The organism is Mycolicibacterium sp. XJ879, from assembly GCF_053483935.1.
Genome location: NZ_JBEFTH010000005.1, coordinates 134,479 through 155,157, shown reverse-complemented (window position 1 = coordinate 155,157; position 20,679 = coordinate 134,479). Strand labels below are relative to the sequence as shown.

Below are 20,679 nucleotides of genomic sequence, written 5' to 3'. Positions count from 1 at the left end.
CCCGCGCGTGACGAGACTGGGAACCGGAGCGCAGTGGAGGCCTGAGATGACGCACACCATGGTGGATTCCGCCGTAATCGCGAATGCCGTGCAGTTGGCCTGCCGCGCGCCGTCGTTGCACAACAGCCAGCCGTGGCGATGGGTGGGCGACGACAGCGGACTTCACCTTTTCGCCGCTGTGACGCGCAATGTTCGTGGTACCGACACGTCGGGCCGTGAGACGCTACTGAGCTGCGGTGTGGTTCTCGACCATCTCGATGCGGCGATGGCGGCGGCCGGGTGGGCGACCACGGTGCACCGGTTTCCCGACGCGACCAACCGTCTGCATCTGGCGTCGATCGAATTCCGCCCGATGGACTTCGTGACCGATGGTCATCGCCGCCGCGCCAACGCCATCCTGTTGCGGCGCACCGATCGCCTGCCGTTCGCCGCACCTCCTGACTGGCAAACCTTTGAGCCGCATCTGCGCCACGTCGTGGACTGCGCGGCGGTGCGTCTCGACGTGATCGCCGACGATCTGCGTCCAGAGCTGGCCACGGCGTCGAAGCTCACCGAAGATCTGCGTCGATACGACTCGCACTACCACGCCGAGTTGCATTGGTGGACAGCCGGGTTCGAGGCCGCCGAGGGCATACCGCGCAGCTCGTTGCTTTCGGAGTCCGAGGCGGACCGTGTTGACGTTGCGCGGGTGTTCCCCGTCACACAATATGGCGCCCGACGTGAACACGTCGAGCGGGACCAGTCGAAGATCCTGGCGCTGTCCACGTACGACGAATCCCACGACAGCGTGCTGCGATGCGGTGAGCGGCTCTCGGCCGTGCTGCTCGAGGCCACCATGGCCGGCTTGGCCACCTGCACGTTGACCCATATCATCGAGCACCCCGAGAGCCGACGGATGCTCGCCGAGCTGATCGGTCAGGACATCGCGCCGCAGGTTCTCGTCCGCGTCGGGCTGGCACCTTCGATTGAAGATGTGCCGCCCCCAACCCCCCGACGTTCGCTGCGCGAAGTGCTCCAGTTCCGCCACAGCGGAGCCTGATTCGGCGTGATGTCAGGATGATCGGGCGACGATTACCGGCATGCGGGCAGCCTCGGCAACCGCCGCTCCCACAGAGCCCAGCAGCATCCCGGCGAAACCGCCCCGGCCGCGGCTGCCCACCACCACGAGTTGCGCGGAATCGGCCTGCTTGACCAGCTGCCGCGCCGGGTGGTCGCGAACCACGACACGGCGTACGGGCACGTGGGGATAGCGCTGCTGCCAACGGCTCAGCTGTTCTGTCAACTTCTGCTCGGCGAGTTCCTCACCCCTCGCCGACCATTCGTCGGCGGGTAACACGATGCCCGCGTCGTCGATCCAGGCGTGCACCGCGACGAGTTCGACCCCGCGGCGGGATGCGGCCTCAAACGCGACCTGGGTGGCCAGCTCTGAGGCCGGAGAGCCGTCGATGCCGACGACCACGGGCGCCTCGGCGACGGGGCAGGGCATCAGCGGATCCTCGTCGTGGATGACCGCGACGGGGCAGTGCGCACGTTGGACGAGTCCTCTGCTGATCGAGCCGAGCAGCCGTCGCGCGATCGAGCCGAGCCCGCGACACCCGACCACGACAAGCTCAGCCTCGCCGGAGAGCTCGACGAGCGCAGGTAGCGCCGCACCATCGAGCAGTTGGGTTTCGATGCGGCCCGGTGTGCCCTCCACCTCCTGCGCCACCTGGCGCGCGTCGCGCAACGACGCTTCGGCCTGCTTCTTGTAGAGCTGGTCGATCTTCTGTGACATCGACAACTCAGGCCACACTGTCAGCGCGGGCATGACGTGCACGATGGTCAGGACGGCGTTGCGCAGCGCCGCCTCCCGAGCCGCCCAGTCCACCGCGACCTTCGCCGCGGGTGACCCGTCGACACCCACCACGATGCCGTGCCGGGAGGCAAACTCAGACATCGATTACTCCTTGTGCGATCGCTTCAACCGACGATAGGCCAGGTTGGGACCACGAATCTGGAGGCTTTCGGCATTGGTGAAGTGACCAACGGCCATATCGCCGCGGGGTTCGATGTTCGCGACGGACGAAACGCCGATACGCTCAGGCAGCACTACAACGACACGCACACCTGTAACCGCCGAGAGTTCGTCCGTATGCCCGCGTATCTGGCACACCGCCCCGCCGAAGAGGCGACGGTGGCGGAGTTCCTGGATTCCGCGTCCAGCACGCCGTCGGCGCTGTTGATCGAGGGCGATGCGGGCATCGGTAAGACCACGTTGTGGCTGGCAGCCGCCGAAAGTGCGCGCCACCGCGGGTTCCGGGTGATGTCGACCGACGCGACCGAAGCGGAGTCGGTGCTGGCCTACACCGCGCTGGCCGACCTGCTCGCCGACGTGGATCCCGCGATCTGGTCTTACTTGCCGGGACCGCAGCATGCCGCGGTCGATCACATCCTGTCCGAAACGAAAGGCTCCGCTGCGGCAACCGATCAGCGTGCGGTCGCGGCGGCGTTCCTGTCGATCGTCGAGAGGTTGAGCGAGGACGGCCCGTTGTTGTTGGCCATCGACGACCTGCCGTGGCTGGACCCCTCCAGCGCGTACGTGATCGCCTACACCGCAAGGCGGCTGACCGGCCCGGTGGGGCTTGTCGCCACGATCCGCACCGAACCCGACGCCGGCGACGACGCATCGTGGCTACAGCTGCCCCGGCCCGACGCAGTCCGTCGGATCACGTTGGGACCCTTGTCGTCCCGCGCACTTCATCAGGTGCTGTCACAAAGTGTCGATCGACCGCTGCCACGATCGACGTTCACGCGTATACATCACGTTTCGGGTGGAAACCCGTTCTACGCCATCGAATTGGCCCGCACTATCGACGAGAACACCGGCACCGAGCTTCCTGACACGTTGGCGGAGCTGGTGCGCGTTCGGCTCAGCGGCCTCGACGCCGAAACCCACGACACGCTGCTGGCCGTCGCTTCGCTGGCCACGCCGACCGTCGAGCGGGTGCTCGCCGCGTCCGACACCGATCGCGACCGGTTGGTCGAACTGCTCGAGGCGGCCGAACAGCAAGACATCATCGCCATCGAGGGCCACCGGATCCGGTTCACCCACCCGCTGCTGGCCGCCGGTGTCTACTCCGACGCCTCACCGGCGCGGCGCCGATCCATGCACCGGCGCCTGGCCGACGTCGCCGTCGAACCCGAACTGCGGGCCCGGCACCTGGCCTTGGCGGCGACCAATGGCGATGCCGAGACACTGCAGGCGTTGGACGACGCCGCCGCCTCCGCACAGGCCCGCGGTGCGCCCGCGGCCGCAGCCGACCTTCTCAACCTCGCGATCGGTCTCGGTGGCGACACCCCGCAGCGTCGAATGCTGTTGGCCACCCACACTTTCGACGCCGGCGACCCGGTCCGAGCCCGCACCCTGCTTGAGCAGTCCATCGCGGACATGGAACCCGGACCGCTACGCGCGCAGGCCCGGCACGCGTTGGCGTTCGTGCGGTTCATGGCCGACGGCTACGTCGAGGGACGCAATCTGCTGGCCCGCGCGCTGGACGAAGACTCACCCGACGGTCCACTTCGGGTCAGCATCTTGATTGCGCTGGCATACGCGCAGCACATGACCGGCCAGTTCGAAGCCGCGTGGCGGCTCGGTCAAGAGGCCGTGTCACACGCCGAACCGCTCGGCGACCCCGCGCTGCTCAGCCAGGCCCTGGGCGTGCGCGCCACCCTGCAGTTTTTCGGCGGCGGCGGTATCGACGAGGCCAGCCTGCAGCGCGCGCTCGAGCTCGAGGACCACGACTCCTTCACCCCGACCATGCTTCGCCCCAGCGTCGAACACGCGCTGATCCTGGCCTGCAGCGGCGACCTGGACTCCTCGTATGAACAACTACGGGCCGTCGAGCGACGCTGCATCGACCGGGGTGAGGAAGGCGAGCTGATCTTCGTCAACTTCTACGTCGTGGTGAACCGGATCTGGCGCGCTGACTTCACCGAGGCCAAGCGGCTGGCCCAGGAAGTCACAGCGCTGGCCCGGCAACTCGGCGGCGACTTCCCCACGATGCTGAGCCTGCTGCTCAAGGCCTGGTTGGCCGTCTATGACGGTGCCGAAGACGAGGCCCGCCCCGTCATCGCCGACGCGATGGACGTCTGCAAGCTCAGCGGCACCGCGTGGCACGAAGACCAGGCCAGAACCGCTCTGGGCTTGCTGGAGCTGTCGCTGGGCAATCACGACGCCGCAGTGAACGCGTTGGCGCCGTTGATGGCGCGGCACGCCCCGAACTCCACGGAGTTGTCGGCGGCGGCATACCTGCCCGACGCGGTGGAGGCACTCGTCGCGACGGGGCGGGTGGCCGAGGCCGAACCGCTCGTCGACGATCTGCAACGCAACGGACACCGGCTCGACCGCTCCTGGATGCTGGCGACGGGTGGGCGCTGCCGGGCGCTGGTGCTGGCCGCCCGAGGTGACCTGACCGGCGCCGTCGCCGCCGCACATCAGGCGATCGACCATCACGACCGGCTTGCGATGCCGTTCGAGCGGGCCCGCACGCAGCTCGTGCTCGGCACGCTTCAGGCGCGTTCCCGGCAGCGGGAGGCGCCGGCGTCACTGCACCAGGCGCTGACGGCCTTCGAGCAGCTCGGCACCCCGCTGTGGGCGGCTCGCGCGCGGGCCCGGTTACCCGGCGGCGCCGAGGCGCCACAGCAGCGCCGCGACCTGACGGCTGTCGAGCGCCGGGTGGCCGAGCTGGCCGCCTCCGGCATGACGAACCGCGCCGTTGCCGGAGAGCTGTCGCTGAGCGCCAAGACCGTCGAAGCCACGCTGGCGCGGGCGTATCGCAAGCTGGGAATTCACTCGCGCGCCGAGCTCGGCCGGGTGATGGCGGCCGCCGCCGATGACATTGCACCGAACAATTGGTGATCCTCGCGGTTTGCTGAGATTCTTTTTGGTATGGCCACCGGCGATGTGGGGACCCATCCTGTGCACAAGCGTGCGATCGATGAGTTCTTGGCGGCCACCGCGGTCGGCCCTTCGGCCCTGCTGATCGAGGGCGAGGCGGGCATCGGCAAGACCACGCTCTGGTTGGCCGCGGTGGAGCAGGCACAGGCGCGGGGCTTTCGAGTGCTTTCCGCACGCGCGGCAGAAGCGGAGTCGGTGCTCGCGTACACGGCGCTGGCCGACCTGCTCGACGAGGTCGACGCCGGCGCCTGGGCCGATCTGCCGGACCCGCAGCTGCACGCGGTCGATCAGGTGCTGCTGCGCGCAGACAACGACGCGGTCACCGACCAGCGCGCGGTGGCGGCGGCGTTTCTTTCGGTGATCGAACGGCTCGGCGACGAAGGCCCGGTGTTGCTGGCGATCGATGACCTGCAGTGGGTGGACCCGTCCAGCATGCACGTCATCGCGTTCGCGGCGCGCCGGCTCATGGGTCCGGCGGGAATCCTGGCCACCGTGCGCACCGACCCGGGCGACGGTGCCGGCGCGGGATGGCTGCAGTTGCCGCGACCGGAGGCGCTCAAGCGCATCCGGCTGCACCCGTTGAGCGTTCAGGACCTACACACGGCGGTGACGGCTCGGCTGCGAAAGCCGTTCTCGCGCCCGCTAATCGGGCAAATCCACCAGATATCGGGCGGTAACCCGTTCTATGCGATCGAACTGGCCCGCGCGATCGGGGACCGGCCGACGAGCATCGGCACCGCGCTGCCGCGCACGCTCACCGACGTCGTGCGCAGCCGGATCGGCACCCTCGATTCCGACGTGCACGACGCGCTGCTCGCGGCGTCGTGCATGGCGTTCCCGACCGTCGAATCGGTGTCGAGTGCGACGGTCAGCGACGACGACCGGGTGGTCGAGCTGCTCGAAGTCGCCGAGAACAAAGGCATTATCGCCATCGACGGCAACCGGATCCACTTCGCCCACCCCCTGCTGGCCAGCGGGGTGTACAGCCAGGCCGCCCCGGGCCGCCGCCGCCAGATGCACCGCCGGCTCGCCGAGATCGTCGACGAACCCGAACTGCGGGCCAGACACCTGGCCCTGGCCGCCACCAGCGGCGACCAGGTCACCCTCGACGCACTGGATGCGGCGGCCGAATCCGCGCAGATACGCGGAGCGCCCGCGGCCGCAGCCGAACTGGTGGATCTGGCGATCGGCCTCGGCGGTGACACCCCCGACCGTCGACTCCGCAGCGCACTGCACCATTTCGACGCCGGCGACCACCGCCGGGCGGCGGCCGTGCTCGAAGAGACCGTGGACCAATTGCCCTCCGGTGATCTGCGCGCAGAGACGTTGAGCCGCTTGGCCGTGGTGCGCCTCTACAGTGCGGGCTTCTTCGAGGCGGCACCGTTGCTACGGGAGGCGCTCGACCATGCCGTCGATGGCAGCCCGCTGCGGGTGCAGCTGCTGGTTACGTTGGCGTACTGCCTCTTTCACAACAACCACATCGAAGAGGGCGTCCGCACGGCCGACGAGGCGGTGTCATATGCCGAGCGACTGGGCCAACCGCACCTGTTGAGCATCGCGCTGGGGATGCGTTCGATCCTGTTGTTCACGGCAGGCCGGGGACTCGACGAGCAATCCATCCGTCGGGCGTTGGAACTCGAGGACACCGAAGCGTTGACACCGCTGGTGTTTCGGCCCAGCGTCCAGCACGCCCTGCTGTTGCAATGGACCAACCAGTTCGACCTCGCCGATCAGAAGCTCGAGGCGATCCGGTCTCGCTGCCTGGAGAAAGGCGAAGAAGGCGAACACATCTTCATCGCTCAGCATGCGGCGATGAACTCGCTGTGGCGTGGCGACTTGGTAAACGCCAATTTGGTCGCCGAGGACACCTTGGAATATGCCCGTCAGCTCGGCGGGAACACGCCGCGCTTCCTGGCCCAGAGCCTGCGCGCGCAGTTGGCGGCATACGCAGGCCACGAAACCGACGCCCGTCGGGCCGTCGCCGATGCGCTCGAAAGCGCTAGGCACTCAGGGACTTCCCGGTTGTCGGAGCGGGTGTTGGGCGCGCTGGCGTTCCTGGAGCTGTCGCTGGGCAACCATGACGCGGCGCTGGCGGCGGTGGCGCCGTTACTGGCGGCTTTCGATCCGGCCTCGACGCCGACGGAGCTGCCCAATGCGGCGTACCTGCCCGACGCCATCGAGGCGCTGGTGCAGTCGGGCCGCCCGGAGGAGGCCGCACCGTTGATCGATGCCCTCGAACGCAACGGGCACCGGCTGGACCGGCCCTGGATGCTTGCCGTCGGCGCGCGCTCGCGGGGCATGCTGCTCGCGGTTTGTGGGGATCTCGACGGCGCGCATGCGGCGGCGCTGCGCGCGATGAACGCACACGAACGGTTGCCGATGCCGTTCGAACGCGCCCGCACCCTGCTTCTGCTGGGCCAGATCGAACGCAGGCAACGCAGGAAAGAGTCGGCGTCGACGCGTCTGCGGGAAGCCTTCGACATCTTCGAGCGATTGCACGTCCCGCTGTGGGCGGACCGGGCGCGCTCGGAGTTGGTGCGGGCCAGCGTCGGCCCCCGCCAGAGCGGTCAGCTCACCCCCTCCGAACAGCGGGTCGCCGAGTTGGCCGCCGCCGGGATGAAGAACCGCGACGTGGCCGCCGCGCTGTTCATCAGCCCCAAGACCGTCGAAGCGAACCTGGCCCGCGTCTACCGCAAGCTGGGCATCAAATCGCGCGCCGAGCTGGGCCGCCACGTCGGGCGCGCCGAGGCATAGGGAAACACCCTATTTCCCTGCGTCCCATCAGCAATTAGCGTCGAGCGCTGGACCGATCGATCGACTTCAGGAGTATCCGGTGCTCGCTGATCACGACTCCGCAATCCCGCCCGCTTACCCGTGTGCCCTGGTGACCACGGGCACCTGGCAGCCCGCGTTGCGTACCGGGTTCGCGGCACTGGGGCTGGCGGCGCTGCTCGACCTGCCGCGCGCCGACCGAGCCGATCGGGTGATGGCGCTCGGCGGCGCGGCGGCCGCGGGCTGGTACCTGGTGCGCGGCTACGACCGGTGATTTGTGGAGCGCTGACCGCGCTGAGCGCGGTTGCGGCTCCACAAACCGCGGTCAGGGCAGGGCGCCGGGGCTGATCTCCTCGAGCATCTCGGTGACCAACGCCGCGATCGGTGAACGCTCGCTGCGCAACAGCGTGATGTGGGCGAACAACGGGTGGCCCTTGAGCTTTTCGATCACCGCGGCCACCCCGTCGTGGCGGCCGACCCGCAAGTTGTCACGTTGGGCCACATCGTGGGTGAGCACGACCCGCGACCCGGTTCCGAGCCGCGACAGCACGGTGAGAAGCACGTTGCGCTCCAGCGACTGGGCCTCGTCGACGATGACGAACGAGTCGTGCAGCGAACGCCCCCGGATGTGGGTTAGCGGCAGCACCTCGAGCATGCCGCGGGCAAGCACCTCCTCGAGCACCGCGGGACTGGCGAGGCCCTCGAGGGTGTCGAAGACGGCCTGCGCCCACGGGCCCATCTTGTCACTCTCGCTGCCCGGCAGGTAGCCGAGGTTCTGCCCGCCGACTGCGTACAACGGCCGGAACACCACGACCTTGCGTTGGGTGCGACGCTCCAGCACCGCCTCCAGCCCGGCGCACAGCGCCAGCGCGGACTTGCCGGTGCCGGCCTTGCCGCCCAGCGAGACGATGCCGACCGACTCGTCGAGCAACAGGTCCAGCGCCACACGTTGTTCGGCGGAGCGCCCGCGCAGCCCGAACGCCTCACGATCGCCACGCACCAGCTGCACCCGCTTTTCGGCGTTGACCCGTCCCAGCGCGTGCGATGAGCCACCGAGCAGGCGAATACCGGTGTGGCAGGGTAGATTACGGGCGTCCTCCAGGTCGACCTCACCGTCGGCGAACAGCATGTCGATGTCCTCGGGCGCGACGTCGAGTTCGTCCATGCCCGTCCAGCCCGAAGTGATGACGTCCTGGGCGTGGTACTCGTCGGCGGACAATCCGACGGCACCGGCCTTGACCCGCAACGGGATGTCCTTGCTGACCAAAGTGACCGCTTTACCTTCGGCCGCGAGGTTGGCGGCCACGGTCAGGATCCGCGCGTCGTTGCTGTCGGTGCGGAATCCGGCGGGCAGCACCGAGGGATCGCTGTGGTTGAGTTCGACGTGCAGCGTGCCGCCTTGTGTGCCAACAGGAATCGGCTGATCGAGCCGTCCGTGTTCGAGGCGCAGATCGTCGAACATCCGCAGCGCCTGGCGGGCGAACCAGCCCAGCTCGTGATGATGACGCTTGGCTTCCAGTTCGCTGATGACCACCAGCGGAACAACGACCTCGTGTTCGGCGAACCGGGTTGCCGCCCACGGATCGGACAGCAGCACAGAGGTGTCGAGCACATAGCTCCGGATGACCGAATCAGTCACGTAGCGCTCCTCGAGCCCGCGCGGCCCCACACGAACACGTCGGCGGACGCTGCGGTACGAGGACCGGGGCCGGTCCTCTCGTCGTTGTAACGATCGGTACCGCCCGGATAGCAGAGCACGTCGCTAGCCATCGAAGCCGACGCTACTCCGGTCGCGACATTCCCGCCGCGCAGGCGCGCCGTAGCTGCGGGTTACGTGGTGGCGAACTCCGCAAGTCGTGATTCGTCGGCCAGCCCCCACGCGGCGATGCGGTCGGTGACGACCTGGCGCAGTTCGTCGGGCCCGAAGATGCCCGCCTCGGCGACGTGCTCGACTTTGTCCGCGTAGGCGTCGATGTCCCCGCCGACGACGCCGAGGTCGGCGGCGCGGTTGGCGATCGCCTCGATGGTCTCGTCGCGGTGCGTGGTCAGCAGGTGGGAGACCAGGTTGGCGAAGAACTCCTCGTGGCGCTCCTCGTCCCTGGCGATCCGCCCGATCAGGTTCTTGAGCACCGGCTCGGAGGTCTGCGCTTCGAGGTTGCGGCAGAACACGGCGTGCGCGCGTTCGAAGAACGCCATGAACACCAGCCGCTCGACCTGGCTGTAGGTGTCGGCGCGGTATCCCTTCATCACGTGCTCGACGCGCACGTCTTCGTTGGCAGCCGGGTCGATCTCGCGGGTAACGACGAGGTAGTTGCGCAGCGCGATCGCGTGCAGGTGCTCCTCGGCGGTCCAGCGGCCGATCCAGCGGCCCCACTTCTCTTCCAGGATGAAGCTGAAGACGAACTCGCGGTGGAAGCTGGCCAGGTTGTCCTTGGTGATCAACAGGATCTCCAGCGCATCGGTGACGTGCTTGGGCAGCGTCACCTGCGACGGGTCCCAATCCCGGCCACCGAGGAAGGCGAAGTTCTCGCCCTGCTCGAACGGCACATAGTCATGCGCGTACCAGAGATCTTCGGAGTCGATGTGGCGGCGCAACTCCTGCTGCACGACCGGTTCGAGCTCGGTGATCAGCGCGTTTGGTACAGGTTTCTGTGCCATGAAAGTAACTGTAACCCGAGTTCACACGTTCCGGAAAACCACCCCGCCGAAAGGGGCGTTTGGACAGAAAAGTGCGATTAAAGCGCGACCAACCGTCGACCTCGGCGTTACGGGAGGACCGCGCCGCAAGCTACAGCGTCAGGCCCGGATACAGCGGGTTGGCGGCCAACAACTCGGCGGCGGCGGAGTGCACCCGCTCGGCGGTGCCGTCGGCCAGCTTGTACTTGGCCTTGGAGGGGCCAGCCGTGCCTACCGCTGGTTCCGTGTTGGTCAGCACGTCGACGACGAGCTCAGCGACGCGGTCGAATTCGGCCGCCCCGAACCCGCGCGTCGTCAACGCCGGGGTGCCGAACCGGATGCCGCTGGTGTACCACGCGCCGTTGGGGTCGGCCGGAATCGAGTTGCGGTTGGTGACCACACCGGAATCCAGCAGCGCGGACTCGGCCTGGCGTCCGGTCAGCCCGAACGACGTCACGTCGAGCAGCACGATGTGGTTGTCGGTGCCGCCGGTGACCAGCCGGGCCCCGCGCTTACCGAATCCGTCGGCCAGCGCCTTGGCGTTGTCGGCGACCCGCTGAGCGTAGCCCTGGAAGGCGGGTTGGCGCGCCTCGACCAGCGCGACGGCCTTGGCGGCCATCACGTGAGAAAGCGGGCCGCCCAACACCATCGGGCATCCCTTGTCGACGGCGTCGGAGTACTCCGGTTGCGCGAGCACCATCCCGCCGCGCGGTCCGCGCAGCGACTTGTGTGTCGTCGTGGTGGTGACGTGCGCGTGCGGCACGGGGTCCTCGTCGCCGGTGAACACCTTGCCCGCAACGAGCCCGGCGAAGTGCGCCATGTCGACCATCAGCGTGGCGCCGACCTCGTCGGCGATCTCGCGCAGCTTCGCGAAGTTGACCCGCCGCGGGTACGCCGAGTACCCGCCGACCAGGATCAGCGGCTTGAACTCCCGCGCGGCGGCCGCCAGCGCGTCGTAGTCGAGCAGCCCGGTCTCGGGGTCGGTGCCGTAGCTGCGCTGGTGAAACATCTTGCCGGAGATGTTGGGCCGGAACCCGTGCGTGAGATGGCCACCAGCGTCCAGCGACATGCCGAGCAGACGCTGGTTACCGAGCTTGTTGCGCAGCCCCTCCCAGTCCGCCTCCGACAGGTCGTTGACGTGCTTGACGCCGAACTCGGCCAGCGCCGGCGCCTCGACGCGGGTGGCCAGGATGGCCCAGAACGCGACCAGGTTGGCGTCGATCCCCGAGTGCGGCTGGACGTAGGCGTACGGCGCACCGAACAGCTCGCGGGCGTGCTCGGCGGCAACGCTTTCGACGGTGTCGACGTTCTGACAGCCCGCGTAGAACCGGTGCCCGATGGTGCCCTCGGCGTATTTGTCGGACAGCCAACTGCCCATCGTCAACAGCACCGCCGGTGAGGCATAGTTTTCGCTGGCGATCAGCTTCAGCGAATCCCGTTGGTCGGCAAGCTCTTTGCGTGTCGCGGCGGCGATACGCGGCTCGACGGACTCGATGACCTGCAGCGCTGCCCGGTAGGCCTGGCTGGCGGTCTCGGCGTACTCCGCACCTGGAGCAGCAGCGTGGGTGGTCACGGGGTCTGCAGTCATGGGGTTCAGCCTAATGCCCGTGCATAGGGTGCCGAGTGTGGGAGTAACGCACGTCCGGACCGCCGCAGGCGTGCGGGTAACCCACGTTCGGCGCGGGTTTAGCGCAGCGACGACGGGATCAGCGGTTCGTCGAGCAGCCTGCCGAACCGCTCGGTCAGCCCGACGCCGGCCGGGCGGGCGTCGAGCCAACCGCGCAGCAACCGGTAACCCTCGACATACGTGCTGGTGTAGGCCCGCCACAGCGGCGAGGACAGAAACCGCAGCATCTGACGCGCCCGCTGGTCGTCGACCAGCAGCCACCGCTCCAGGAACGCGACGACGTCGTCGACGTCGCGGTGCTCGTCGTGCAGCATCAACGCCGCATCCTGGCGCACATCAGCCAGCGCTGCCGTCGCCTCCGCCACCGCCTGCGCACGCTCACCGTCGAACCGCAGGCCCAGATCGGCGTAGATCTCAGCGGCCCAACTCCCCCAGGTGGGGCCGACCGCGGCGTAGAGCGCGAGATCGGCGAGGCCCTCGGCCATTAGGCACTGCGGGGTGTTGACGAGAAAGATCGTCTGCTCCTGCTGCCCCTTGCCCTCGACCAGGCCGGCTTCCTTGCGGCAGTGCTCGGTGTGGTGGCCCGGATAGGACTCGTGTGCCACCAGCCGCGGCAGGTTGGCCATCTGCTGTTTGAGGTCGGCGTTGACGGCGACGGTGGAGCGGTAGTCGCCGAGGTAGTAGTTGAACCCCGACCACGGTTTATCGGTCACCACCTCGTAGGTGATGGTCTCCGTCTCGGGCAGTGGGTACTGCGCGCGCACCCGGTCCCGCAGCGCGCTGGAGAACGCGTGGATGCACTCCTCGAGGCGCTCCGGCGCGATCTCCTCACCGGCGCGGTAGGCGGCCATGCGCTCGGCCAGCGGCCCGTGCCCGCCCAGCGCCTCGTCGAGCCGGCGGTGCGCCTGCCGGTACCGCTCCTCGTCGCCCTTGGTGACGCGCACGTCGAAGTAGGCCTCGACCTCGTCGACGAACCCGACGTCGTGGCCTGCGAACTTGCGTCCGGCGCAGGCCAGCGCGCGCAGGTGGGCGGCGACGAAATCGGCGCGCGCCGGCTCCAGTCCCGCAGGTAGTTCGGCCTGCAGCCGCTCGGCCTGACGGGCCAGCTCAGCGGGGTCGGGCGGGGGTTCGGCGGCCACCGCGCGGCGTAGCTCCTGGTCGCCGGTGAAGGCGTCGACGTACCCGGCTTCGATCCGGTCGAAGCGCAAACCGAGCAGCAAGTACTCCCGTATCACGGTGCTGGGGTCCATGGCCTCAACGTTAAATGCCACACTGAGCGCATGGCGCGGCTGAGCGAACCCAGCCCCTACGTGGAGTTCGATAGAAGTCAGTGGCAGGCACTGCGCATGTCGACGCCCCTCAAGCTCACCGAGGACGAACTCCTGAGGTTGCGGGGCCTCGGCGAGAAACTCGACCTGATCGAGGTTCAGGAGGTCTACCTGCCGCTGGCGCGGTTGATCCACCTGCAGGTCGCCGCGCGACAGCGGTTGTTCGAGGCCACCGCGGAGTTCCTCGGTGAGCCGCAGCAGAACCCGGACCGGCCGGTGCCGTTCGTCATCGGGGTGGCGGGCAGCGTCGCCGTCGGCAAGTCGACCACCGCCCGTGTGCTGCAGGCACTTCTGGCGCGCTGGGAACACCATCCGCGCGTCGACCTGGTCACCACCGACGGTTTCCTCTATCCGAACTCCGAGCTTGTCCGCCGTAACCTGATGGGCCGCAAGGGCTTTCCGGAAAGCTATGACCGCCGCGCGTTGATGCGGTTCGTCACCTCGGTGAAGTCGGGCGCCGACGAAGTCTGTGCGCCGGTCTACTCACACCTGCTCTACGACATCGTGCCGGGTGAGAAGCAGCTCGTGCGCCACCCCGACATCCTGATCCTCGAGGGCCTCAACGTCTTGCAGACCGGCCCGACGTTGATGGTGTCAGATCTGTTCGATTTCTCGGTGTACGTCGACGCCCGCATCGAGGACATCGAACAGTGGTACATCAACCGGTTTCTCGGCCTGCGCACCACGGCGTTCGCCAACCCCGCCTCGCACTTCCACCACTACGCGACGTTGACCGACGATCAGGCGGTATTCGCCGCCCGTGACATCTGGCATTCCATCAACCGGCCCAACCTGATCGAGAACATTCTGCCGACCAGGCCGCGGGCCACACTGGTGTTGCGTAAGGACGCCGACCATTCGATCAACCGGTTGCGGCTGCGCAAGCTGTGAGCCACCCGATGCGCGAGCGGCCACTTATGGTTTGATCCGCCGCCAGCCCTGGTACTGCAGTTCGGCGAACACCAGCGTGTAGGCCCCGGTGGCCAGGGTCAACACCACACCGATCGTGGTCAACGGGAACACGTCGACCAAGACGAGCACCACCGCCGCGACCGCGTACACGACGTTGGCGACGATCACCGCCATCCCGGCGCGCCGCACCGACGGCAGCGCCGCCAGCCCGAGCACCACCACCCCGTATGCGATGAAGAACGCGGCCATCGCGTACTCGAAGGTGGTTGTGGTACCGGAGATCTCGGCCAGCCAGCCGGCCAACGGGATGGCCGCGACGCCGGCCAGGCCGGTCAGGATCCCGTCGGCGCGCATGGCCAGGCGCAGTAGCGAGTCGGTGGACTCGTGGAGTTTCGGGGTGGTGATGGCAGCCATGGATCTGTTCCTTTCACTTGGGTGGGTGGTTTGACCGTTCCGGAGCCGACGCCGCAACCTCGAACGACGGCGGCTCCGGACCAGTCATGCGGGAGGTACGCCGAGGCGGCGCACCCCGAGGTACTGGGCGTAGGCGAAAGTGACGGTGACGACGGTGAACGCGATGTTGGCGGCCAGCACGGCGACCCCGACGCGCCGGACGTCGGGCAGCCCGGCGAGTACGAACAGCAGCAGGCCGTAGCCGACCAGCGCGGCGCCGCCGATCCACTCGGCGGTGGCGGACAGCCCGGTCAACCGCGACAGCGGTTCGGCGGCCATCACCACCAGCAGGCCGAGCGCACTGCACAGCGTGGCGTCAGCGCGCAGCGCGAAACGTAACAGCGCATCCCCGGCGGTATCGGCGGGGCGGGTGACGAGTGCGGTCATGGCACCGACGATGCTCAGATGCCGCTGCCAGATCGACACCTGATGCTGCCAATTACTGCCAGCCGCAGGTCACGGCAGCATTGAACTCCCGCGAGCGCTCATCCTGGTACGGATCCAGACGCTCAAGTTGTACGAGGGTGAGCGCTCGCGCTCCGGGTTTGAAACTCAGACGTCAGTCCCCCAGCGGCCACCAGGCTGCCGCGCAGATCAGCGGCGATCAGCCGCGCGGCGGCGTTCTGCCAGTTGTGCAGTGAGCGCTGCGGCACCTCGGTGACGAACCACTGCCAGGCCCGGCGCGCGACCGGGTTCAGCCCGGATGCGGTGGCGTTCTGCGCGTAGGCGCGCACACCCACGACGTACGGGAAGTACAGCGAGTTGTAGTGGCGCCACTCTTCGGTGGTGCCGAAGTCGCCGCCGTCCCGCGGTTTGAGCCGGGCGATGCGCTCAGCCAGCACCGCCTTGAGTTCGTTGGCCCGCTCCAGCGGCTGATCGGGTGCGCCGCGGGCGGCGAGGCGTTCGTCGATGACCGGAAGCGCGGTCAGCGGGCTGGCCACCAGCTTGGACAGATCACCGTAGTGGCCGAGCGCGCGACGGGTGAGCCGGACGAAGGTTTCGTCGTCGACGTCGTCGAGCGGATTGGTGGACCGGCGCGGCAGTGCGGCCTCGGCCTCGCGCAGCGCGGCGCGGTCGGCGCGCAGCGCGGGTCTGCGGGAGAACGCCACCCGGTCCAGCAGGCCCGCCAGCGGGTCCGCCAGCACGTTGATCGCGATCGCGATGCCCGTGCTGGTGAACAGCAGCACGGTCAGCGCGGTGTCGTGGCCGGTGACCGCCAACCCGATCAACGCCTGCCCGCCGAACAGCACCGCCACCACCGTCGTCGCCGCGAACGAGCGCAACATATCGGCCCGCAGTGCCTGACCCTCGTCGAACGCGTCACTGATCGCGACCGCGACGCCGAGCACTGCCACGTCAAACCCGGTGCCCGCCAACGCCAGCCAGCTCGGCACCAGGCCCAGTGGGATGATCAGGATTGCGTTGCCCAGCGCGAAGAACAGCGTCGCGACGACGACGAAGCCCACCACGGGGCCCGGCTGTAACCGCCGCAGCACCGCGTTGACCATCGCGCCCAGCGAGGACACCGAGATGGCACCGAACATCACCCAGTGCCCGGTGCGCAATGGGCCGTCGACGCTGCCGGCCATCGCCGCGCCGACGAACGCCACCGCGGCCACCCCGGCCACGAGCGCAATCTCACCTGCGCGGCCGCGCCAGGTGTCGCGGGGGCGCGACAGTTCGAGCAGCACCGCGAACCAGGCGATGCCCGGCACCGCGACGAGATAGATCTCGACGCGGCTCAGCGCGTCCGAACCGCTGACCACCCGCACCGCGTCCAGCGCCACCACCAACCCGAAACTGGTCAGGCCGATCGCGGACAGCACCAGGACGGGTTTACGTGGATCACGCGCGAGCAGATACAGCCCCAACCACCAGCTGAGCGCGAAGACCACCGCCGACAGCGCAGCCATGGTTCAAGTTTCCATCACATGCCGTAGCGGCGGTGGCGCACGGAGTAATCACGCAGCGCTCGAAGGAAGTCCACCCGCCGAAACGCCGGCCAATACGCCTCGGTGAACCACATTTCCGAGTAGGCGCTCTGCCACAACAGGAACCCCGACAACCGCTGCTCCCCCGATGTGCGGATAACGAGATCCGGGTCGGGTTGCCCGGAGGTGTACAGGTTCTCCGAGATCGCGTCGATGGTGACGGACTCGATCAACTGCTCGCCGGTGGCGCCGTTCACCAGCGCCTTGCCGAGCAGTTGACGCACGGCGTCGACGATCTCTTGGCGCCCGCCGTACCCGACGGCGAGGTTGACATGGAAATTGCTGCCGTTGCCGTTCGTCGACTCTACGGCTTCCCGCAGCCGCCGGGCCGGCTCCTCGCCGATCAGCTCGAGGTCTCCCACGGTGCGCACCGTCCACCGGTCGTCGGCCGCGCAGATCTCTTCGACCACGTCGGTGATGATCTCGATCAGCGACGAGAGCTCATCGGGATCGCGCTGCAGGTTCTCCGTGGACAGCAGGTACACGGTGGTCATCTCGATCCCGGCTTCCTGGCACCAGCGCAGCATTTCGGCGATCTTGCGGGCACCCATCCGGTAGCCGTAGCTGACGTCATCGTGACCAGCATCACGTGCCCATCTGCGGTTGCCGTCGCACAGCACCGCGATATGCCGGGGCAGTTGGGATTTGGATCGCGCGAGCTCGTGGCGCAGCCGCAACTCATAGAGCCGGTATGCCGGTTCTTTGAGCCGCGGAGGAATGAGGTCCACGAAGATCCAGACTACTGTGATGCTCGGAAACACCCACGCCGATAGCGGAGGTGACGTATGACGGCCCCCCTGCATCGCTCAGACGACGACACCGCCGCCGCGCTATCCAAGCAGCAGTCGCCGGCAGAAGACCTGCCTGAGGCCTTCGTCGACGGTGTCGCCAATTTCATCGGCAGGCCGCGTGCCCGGGGTTGGATTCATGTCTACGCAGCCGTGGTGGCCGCGATATGCGGTGCGACGCTGGTGGCGGTGTCGTGGTCGGTGCAGTCCACCAGGGCCGGCATCGCGACGCTGATCTACACGCTGACAATCGTGGCGATGTTCGCTGTCAGCGGCGCCTATCACCGGGTGAACTGGAAATCCGCGACCGCGCGCAAGTGGATGAAACGCCTGGATCACTCGATGATCTTCATCTTCATCGCCGGCAGCTACACACCGTTCGCACTGCTCGCGCTGCCGTCGACCGACGGCATGGTCTTGTTCTGGATCGTGTGGGGCGGCGCGATCGCCGGGGTGCTGCTCAAGATGTTCTGGCCGTCGGCGCCGCGGTGGCTCGGGGTGCCGCTCTACATCCTGCTGGGTTGGGTGGCGGCATGGTTCATCGGTCCGATCATGCACGGGGCCGGCGTGGCCGCGGTGGTGCTGCTGATCGTAGGCGGCGCGTTGTACAGCGTCGGCGGGGTGCTCTACGCGCTGCGGTGGCCCGACCCGTGGCCGACCACGTTCGGGCATCACGAGTTCTTCCACGCCTGCACGGCCGTGGCCGCGATCTGCCACTACATCGCGATGTGGTTCGCCGTCTTCTGAGCGATTTGTGTGCGTTTCGTTGCGGTGAGCGCGCGAAACCGCACACAAATCGCTCGAGGCTAGAGCTGGGTGACGTTTTCGGGGGTCCAGTAGGCCTTCATCGACGCGATCTGGCCCGCCTCGCTGAACGTCATGACGCTGATGATCTCGATGCGCATCCGGTTCTCGCCGAGGTCGATGGTCAACGACCAGTAGAACGCCACCTCGTTGCCGAGCGCGCGCAGCGTGACGACGTCGCACTCGGCGTTCATGTTGTTCAGGCTCTCGTAGAAACCCCGGATCGCCGTGCGGCCGATGTGCACCTCCCCGCCCACCGGATCCTCGACGGTCGCGTCATCGGCGTAGAGCTCGACGATGTCGTCGGCCTTGCCCTGGGCGGCCAGCTCCAGATAGCGGTGAACGGTCTTGGCGTTGCCTTCGGGGGTCGACATGCGCCGAAGGCTACACGGCGACATTCAGCGCGGCAGCCAGTTCCTCCGCGGTGGTGACGGGAAGGTCGCACACCCGCCCGCGGCACACGTAGGCCGCGTCGGCGCCGTCGACGCGGTCACGTCCCGTCAGCAACTCCGTGGAGTTCACCGGCCCACCCACCACGACGGCCCCGCCCGGCGCCAACCTGCGCGCCGCGGCCAGCAGCTCGGAGCGGCCGGGGTCACAGGCCACCGCGATCTGCAGCGGTCCGCGCACGGCGGCTTCCGCGACGGCCAGCCAATGCCCGCCCGAGCGCGGCGCGCGCGCCAGGATCGGTGTGCCCGACGCCAGCGTCGCCTCCGCTGCCGCCGCGTAGGTTTCGACACGGTCCGCGCCGACGAGATGTGTTGCCAGTAGCAGAGCTTCGGCCATCAGCGAGGCGCCCGACGGGGTCGCGCCGTCGAGCGGATCGGCGGGTCGAACCATCAACGCCTCAGCATCGTCGGCGCTGTCGAACCACCGGCCGGCACGTTCGGGGTCGGCGAAATGTTGCAGCGCGACGTCGATCAGCGTGGTGGCGGTCTGTAGCGAGGACGCCTCGCCGGTCATCTGGTACAGCGTCAACAGTGCGGTGGCCAACGCGGCGTAGTCCTCCAGAACCGCTGCGGGCTCACCGACCCGGCCGCCGAGGCTGGCCCGCCGCAATCTGTCGTCGACAAGGTGCAGGTCGACGACGGCCCGGGCGCATCGCGTTGCGGCGTGGAGCAATTCGGGACGGTCAAGCGCGACGGCCGCCTCGGCCAATGCTGTGATCGCCAGCCCGTTCCACGCGGTGACAACCTTGTTGTCGCGTTCGGGTTGCGGCCGGGTGAGCCGAGCGGCCAGCAGCGCGGTGCGCACCCGGGTGAAGCGGTCGACGTCGTCGGGATCACGCAGCAGCTGCAGCACCGAACTGCCTGCCTCGAACGTGCCCGGCTCGGTCACCTCGAAAGTCTCCGCAGCCCAACGGCCGTCGTCGTCGCCGAGCATCTCGCGCAGCTGGTCGGGCGTCCAGACATAGGTCAGGCCCTCCACACCGTCGGCGTCGGCGTCCAACGACGAAACGAACATGCCGTCGACGCCGAGCTCGTCGACGATGAACCGGGCGGTTTCGTGGGCCACCCTGCGCGCCAACGGGTTCGACGTGCGACGCGCCCAGTGCGCGTAAACCCGCAGCAGCTGCGCATTGTCGTAGAGCATCTTCTCGAAGTGCGGCACCACCCAGGACGCGTCGACGCTGTAGCGCGCGAACCCGCCCGCCAGTTGGTCGTAGATGCCACCGCGCGCCATCGCCGCGCAGGTGCGCTCCACGGCCTCCATCGGCAGGATGTCACCGGTGCGCTCGTGGTTGCGCAGCAACGCCAACAGCAGCGCAGACGGCGGAAACTTCGGCGCGGCAGCCTGATTGGAGACGAAGCCGCCGCGCTCGGTGTCCTCGTCGCGCAGCGCGGCGGCCACCGCGTGGTCGCACAGTGCCGGCTGCACCGGCGGCCCGCCGTCGGGCAAACCCGCCGTCATCGATCGCAGTTCGTCGGTGATCCGGTCGGAGGCCTGCTCGACTTCGCCGCGCCGGCTGCGCCAGGTCTCCGAAACCGCGTGCAGCAGTTGCAGGAAGCTGGGTTTGGGATAGTAGGTGCCGCAGAAGAACGGCCGCCCGTCGGGGGTGAGGAAGCACGTCATCGGCCAGCCGCCCTGCCCGGTCAGCGCGACGGTGGCGTTCATGTAGATGGCGTCCAGGTCGGGTCGTTCCTCGCGGTCGACCTTGATGCACACGAAACCGTCGTTCATCGCGGCAGCCACCTGCTCGTCCTCGAACGACTCGTGGGCCATCACGTGGCACCAGTGGCAGGCGGCATAACCGATCGACAACAGGATCGGCACATCCCGCGCGGCGGCCTCGGCCAACGCCTCAGGCGTCCACTGCCGCCAACGCACCGGGTTGTCGGCGTGCTGACGCAGATATGGACTGGTGGCCGAAGCGAGTTGGTTCGTCACCCTT

At 68.1% G+C, this 20,679-nt stretch carries 17 protein-coding genes; 6 read left to right on the top strand and 11 right to left on the bottom strand.

Features of this window, described 5'->3' with window-relative positions; translation table 11 throughout:
- The first annotated feature begins 46 nt into the window (after positions 1-46).
- Complete coding sequence (locus tag ABQF13_RS13575; RefSeq protein ID WP_448393275.1) at positions 47-1,039, top strand: Acg family FMN-binding oxidoreductase; 993 nt, start codon at positions 47-49, stop codon at positions 1,037-1,039.
- 12 nt (positions 1,040-1,051) lie between these two features.
- Here ABQF13_RS13575 and ABQF13_RS13570 read toward each other — a convergent pair whose 3' ends face one another.
- Positions 1,052-1,936 (bottom strand): universal stress protein, encoded by an 885-nt coding sequence (locus ABQF13_RS13570; protein WP_448393274.1) that lies wholly within the window; start codon positions 1,934-1,936, stop codon positions 1,052-1,054.
- Positions 1,937-2,131: 195 nt separating this feature from the next.
- Here ABQF13_RS13570 and ABQF13_RS13565 point away from each other — a divergent pair, with 195 nt between their 5' ends.
- From ABQF13_RS13565 to ABQF13_RS13555, 3 genes are all read left to right on the top strand, one after another.
- Positions 2,132-4,897 (top strand): AAA family ATPase, encoded by a 2,766-nt coding sequence (locus ABQF13_RS13565; protein ID WP_448393273.1) that lies wholly within the window; start codon positions 2,132-2,134, stop codon positions 4,895-4,897.
- Positions 4,898-4,927: 30 nt separating this feature from the next.
- Positions 4,928-7,690 (top strand): ATP-binding protein, encoded by a 2,763-nt coding sequence (locus ABQF13_RS13560; protein ID WP_448393272.1) that lies wholly within the window; start codon positions 4,928-4,930, stop codon positions 7,688-7,690.
- Between the two features lie 79 nt (positions 7,691-7,769).
- The gene (locus ABQF13_RS13555; protein WP_448393271.1) at positions 7,770-7,982 is read left to right on the top strand and encodes a hypothetical protein; all 213 of its coding nucleotides are present in this window, start codon (positions 7,770-7,772) and stop codon (positions 7,980-7,982) included.
- A gap of 51 nt (positions 7,983-8,033) precedes the next feature.
- On the opposite strand, the gene ABQF13_RS13550 is transcribed toward ABQF13_RS13555, so the two are convergent.
- The 4 genes from ABQF13_RS13550 to ABQF13_RS13535 form a co-directional block, all read right to left on the bottom strand.
- Positions 8,034-9,347 (bottom strand): RNA 5'-3' helicase PhoH2, encoded by a 1,314-nt coding sequence (locus ABQF13_RS13550; protein WP_448393270.1) that lies wholly within the window; start codon positions 9,345-9,347, stop codon positions 8,034-8,036.
- Positions 9,348-9,538: 191 nt separating this feature from the next.
- Complete coding sequence (locus ABQF13_RS13545; protein ID WP_448393269.1) at positions 9,539-10,366, bottom strand: acyl-ACP desaturase; 828 nt, start codon at positions 10,364-10,366, stop codon at positions 9,539-9,541.
- A gap of 130 nt (positions 10,367-10,496) precedes the next feature.
- Positions 10,497-11,972, bottom strand: a complete 1,476-nt coding sequence (locus ABQF13_RS13540) for a glycine hydroxymethyltransferase (protein ID WP_448393268.1) — start codon at positions 11,970-11,972, stop codon at positions 10,497-10,499.
- A 98-nt stretch (positions 11,973-12,070) separates the two neighbouring features.
- Positions 12,071-13,261 carry a DUF885 domain-containing protein gene (locus ABQF13_RS13535; protein WP_448393267.1) on the bottom strand — a complete coding sequence of 397 codons (1,191 nt, stop codon included), beginning with the start codon at positions 13,259-13,261 and terminating at the stop codon, positions 12,071-12,073.
- 30 nt (positions 13,262-13,291) lie between these two features.
- Between ABQF13_RS13535 and coaA the strand changes: the two genes are divergently transcribed.
- Positions 13,292-14,230 (top strand): type I pantothenate kinase, encoded by a 939-nt coding sequence (coaA, locus tag ABQF13_RS13530; protein ID WP_448393266.1) that lies wholly within the window; start codon positions 13,292-13,294, stop codon positions 14,228-14,230.
- A 24-nt stretch (positions 14,231-14,254) separates the two neighbouring features.
- On the opposite strand, the gene ABQF13_RS13525 is transcribed toward coaA, so the two are convergent.
- From ABQF13_RS13525 to ABQF13_RS13510, 4 genes are all read right to left on the bottom strand, one after another.
- Positions 14,255-14,665: a hypothetical protein gene (locus ABQF13_RS13525; RefSeq protein ID WP_448393265.1), complete on the bottom strand. Its 411-nt coding sequence runs from the start codon at positions 14,663-14,665 to the stop codon at positions 14,255-14,257.
- A gap of 84 nt (positions 14,666-14,749) precedes the next feature.
- Positions 14,750-15,091, bottom strand: a complete 342-nt coding sequence (locus tag ABQF13_RS13520) for a hypothetical protein (protein WP_448393264.1) — start codon at positions 15,089-15,091, stop codon at positions 14,750-14,752.
- A 122-nt stretch (positions 15,092-15,213) separates the two neighbouring features.
- Positions 15,214-16,617 (bottom strand): hypothetical protein, encoded by a 1,404-nt coding sequence (locus tag ABQF13_RS13515; RefSeq protein ID WP_448393263.1) that lies wholly within the window; start codon positions 16,615-16,617, stop codon positions 15,214-15,216.
- A 14-nt stretch (positions 16,618-16,631) separates the two neighbouring features.
- On the bottom strand, positions 16,632-17,423 hold the full coding sequence (locus tag ABQF13_RS13510; protein ID WP_448393262.1) for a (2Z,6E)-farnesyl diphosphate synthase: 792 nt from the start codon (positions 17,421-17,423) through the stop codon (positions 16,632-16,634).
- A 57-nt stretch (positions 17,424-17,480) separates the two neighbouring features.
- Between ABQF13_RS13510 and trhA the strand changes: the two genes are divergently transcribed.
- Complete coding sequence (gene trhA / locus ABQF13_RS13505) at positions 17,481-18,230, top strand: PAQR family membrane homeostasis protein TrhA (protein WP_448393261.1); 750 nt, start codon at positions 17,481-17,483, stop codon at positions 18,228-18,230.
- A 59-nt stretch (positions 18,231-18,289) separates the two neighbouring features.
- On the opposite strand, the gene ABQF13_RS13500 is transcribed toward trhA, so the two are convergent.
- A complete protein-coding gene (locus ABQF13_RS13500; protein WP_448393260.1) occupies positions 18,290-18,661 on the bottom strand; it encodes a nuclear transport factor 2 family protein in 372 nt (123 codons plus the stop codon).
- Positions 18,662-18,671: 10 nt separating this feature from the next.
- A complete protein-coding gene (locus tag ABQF13_RS13495; RefSeq protein ID WP_448393259.1) occupies positions 18,672-20,675 on the bottom strand; it encodes a thioredoxin domain-containing protein in 2,004 nt (667 codons plus the stop codon).
- Positions 20,676-20,679 lie beyond the last annotated feature (4 nt).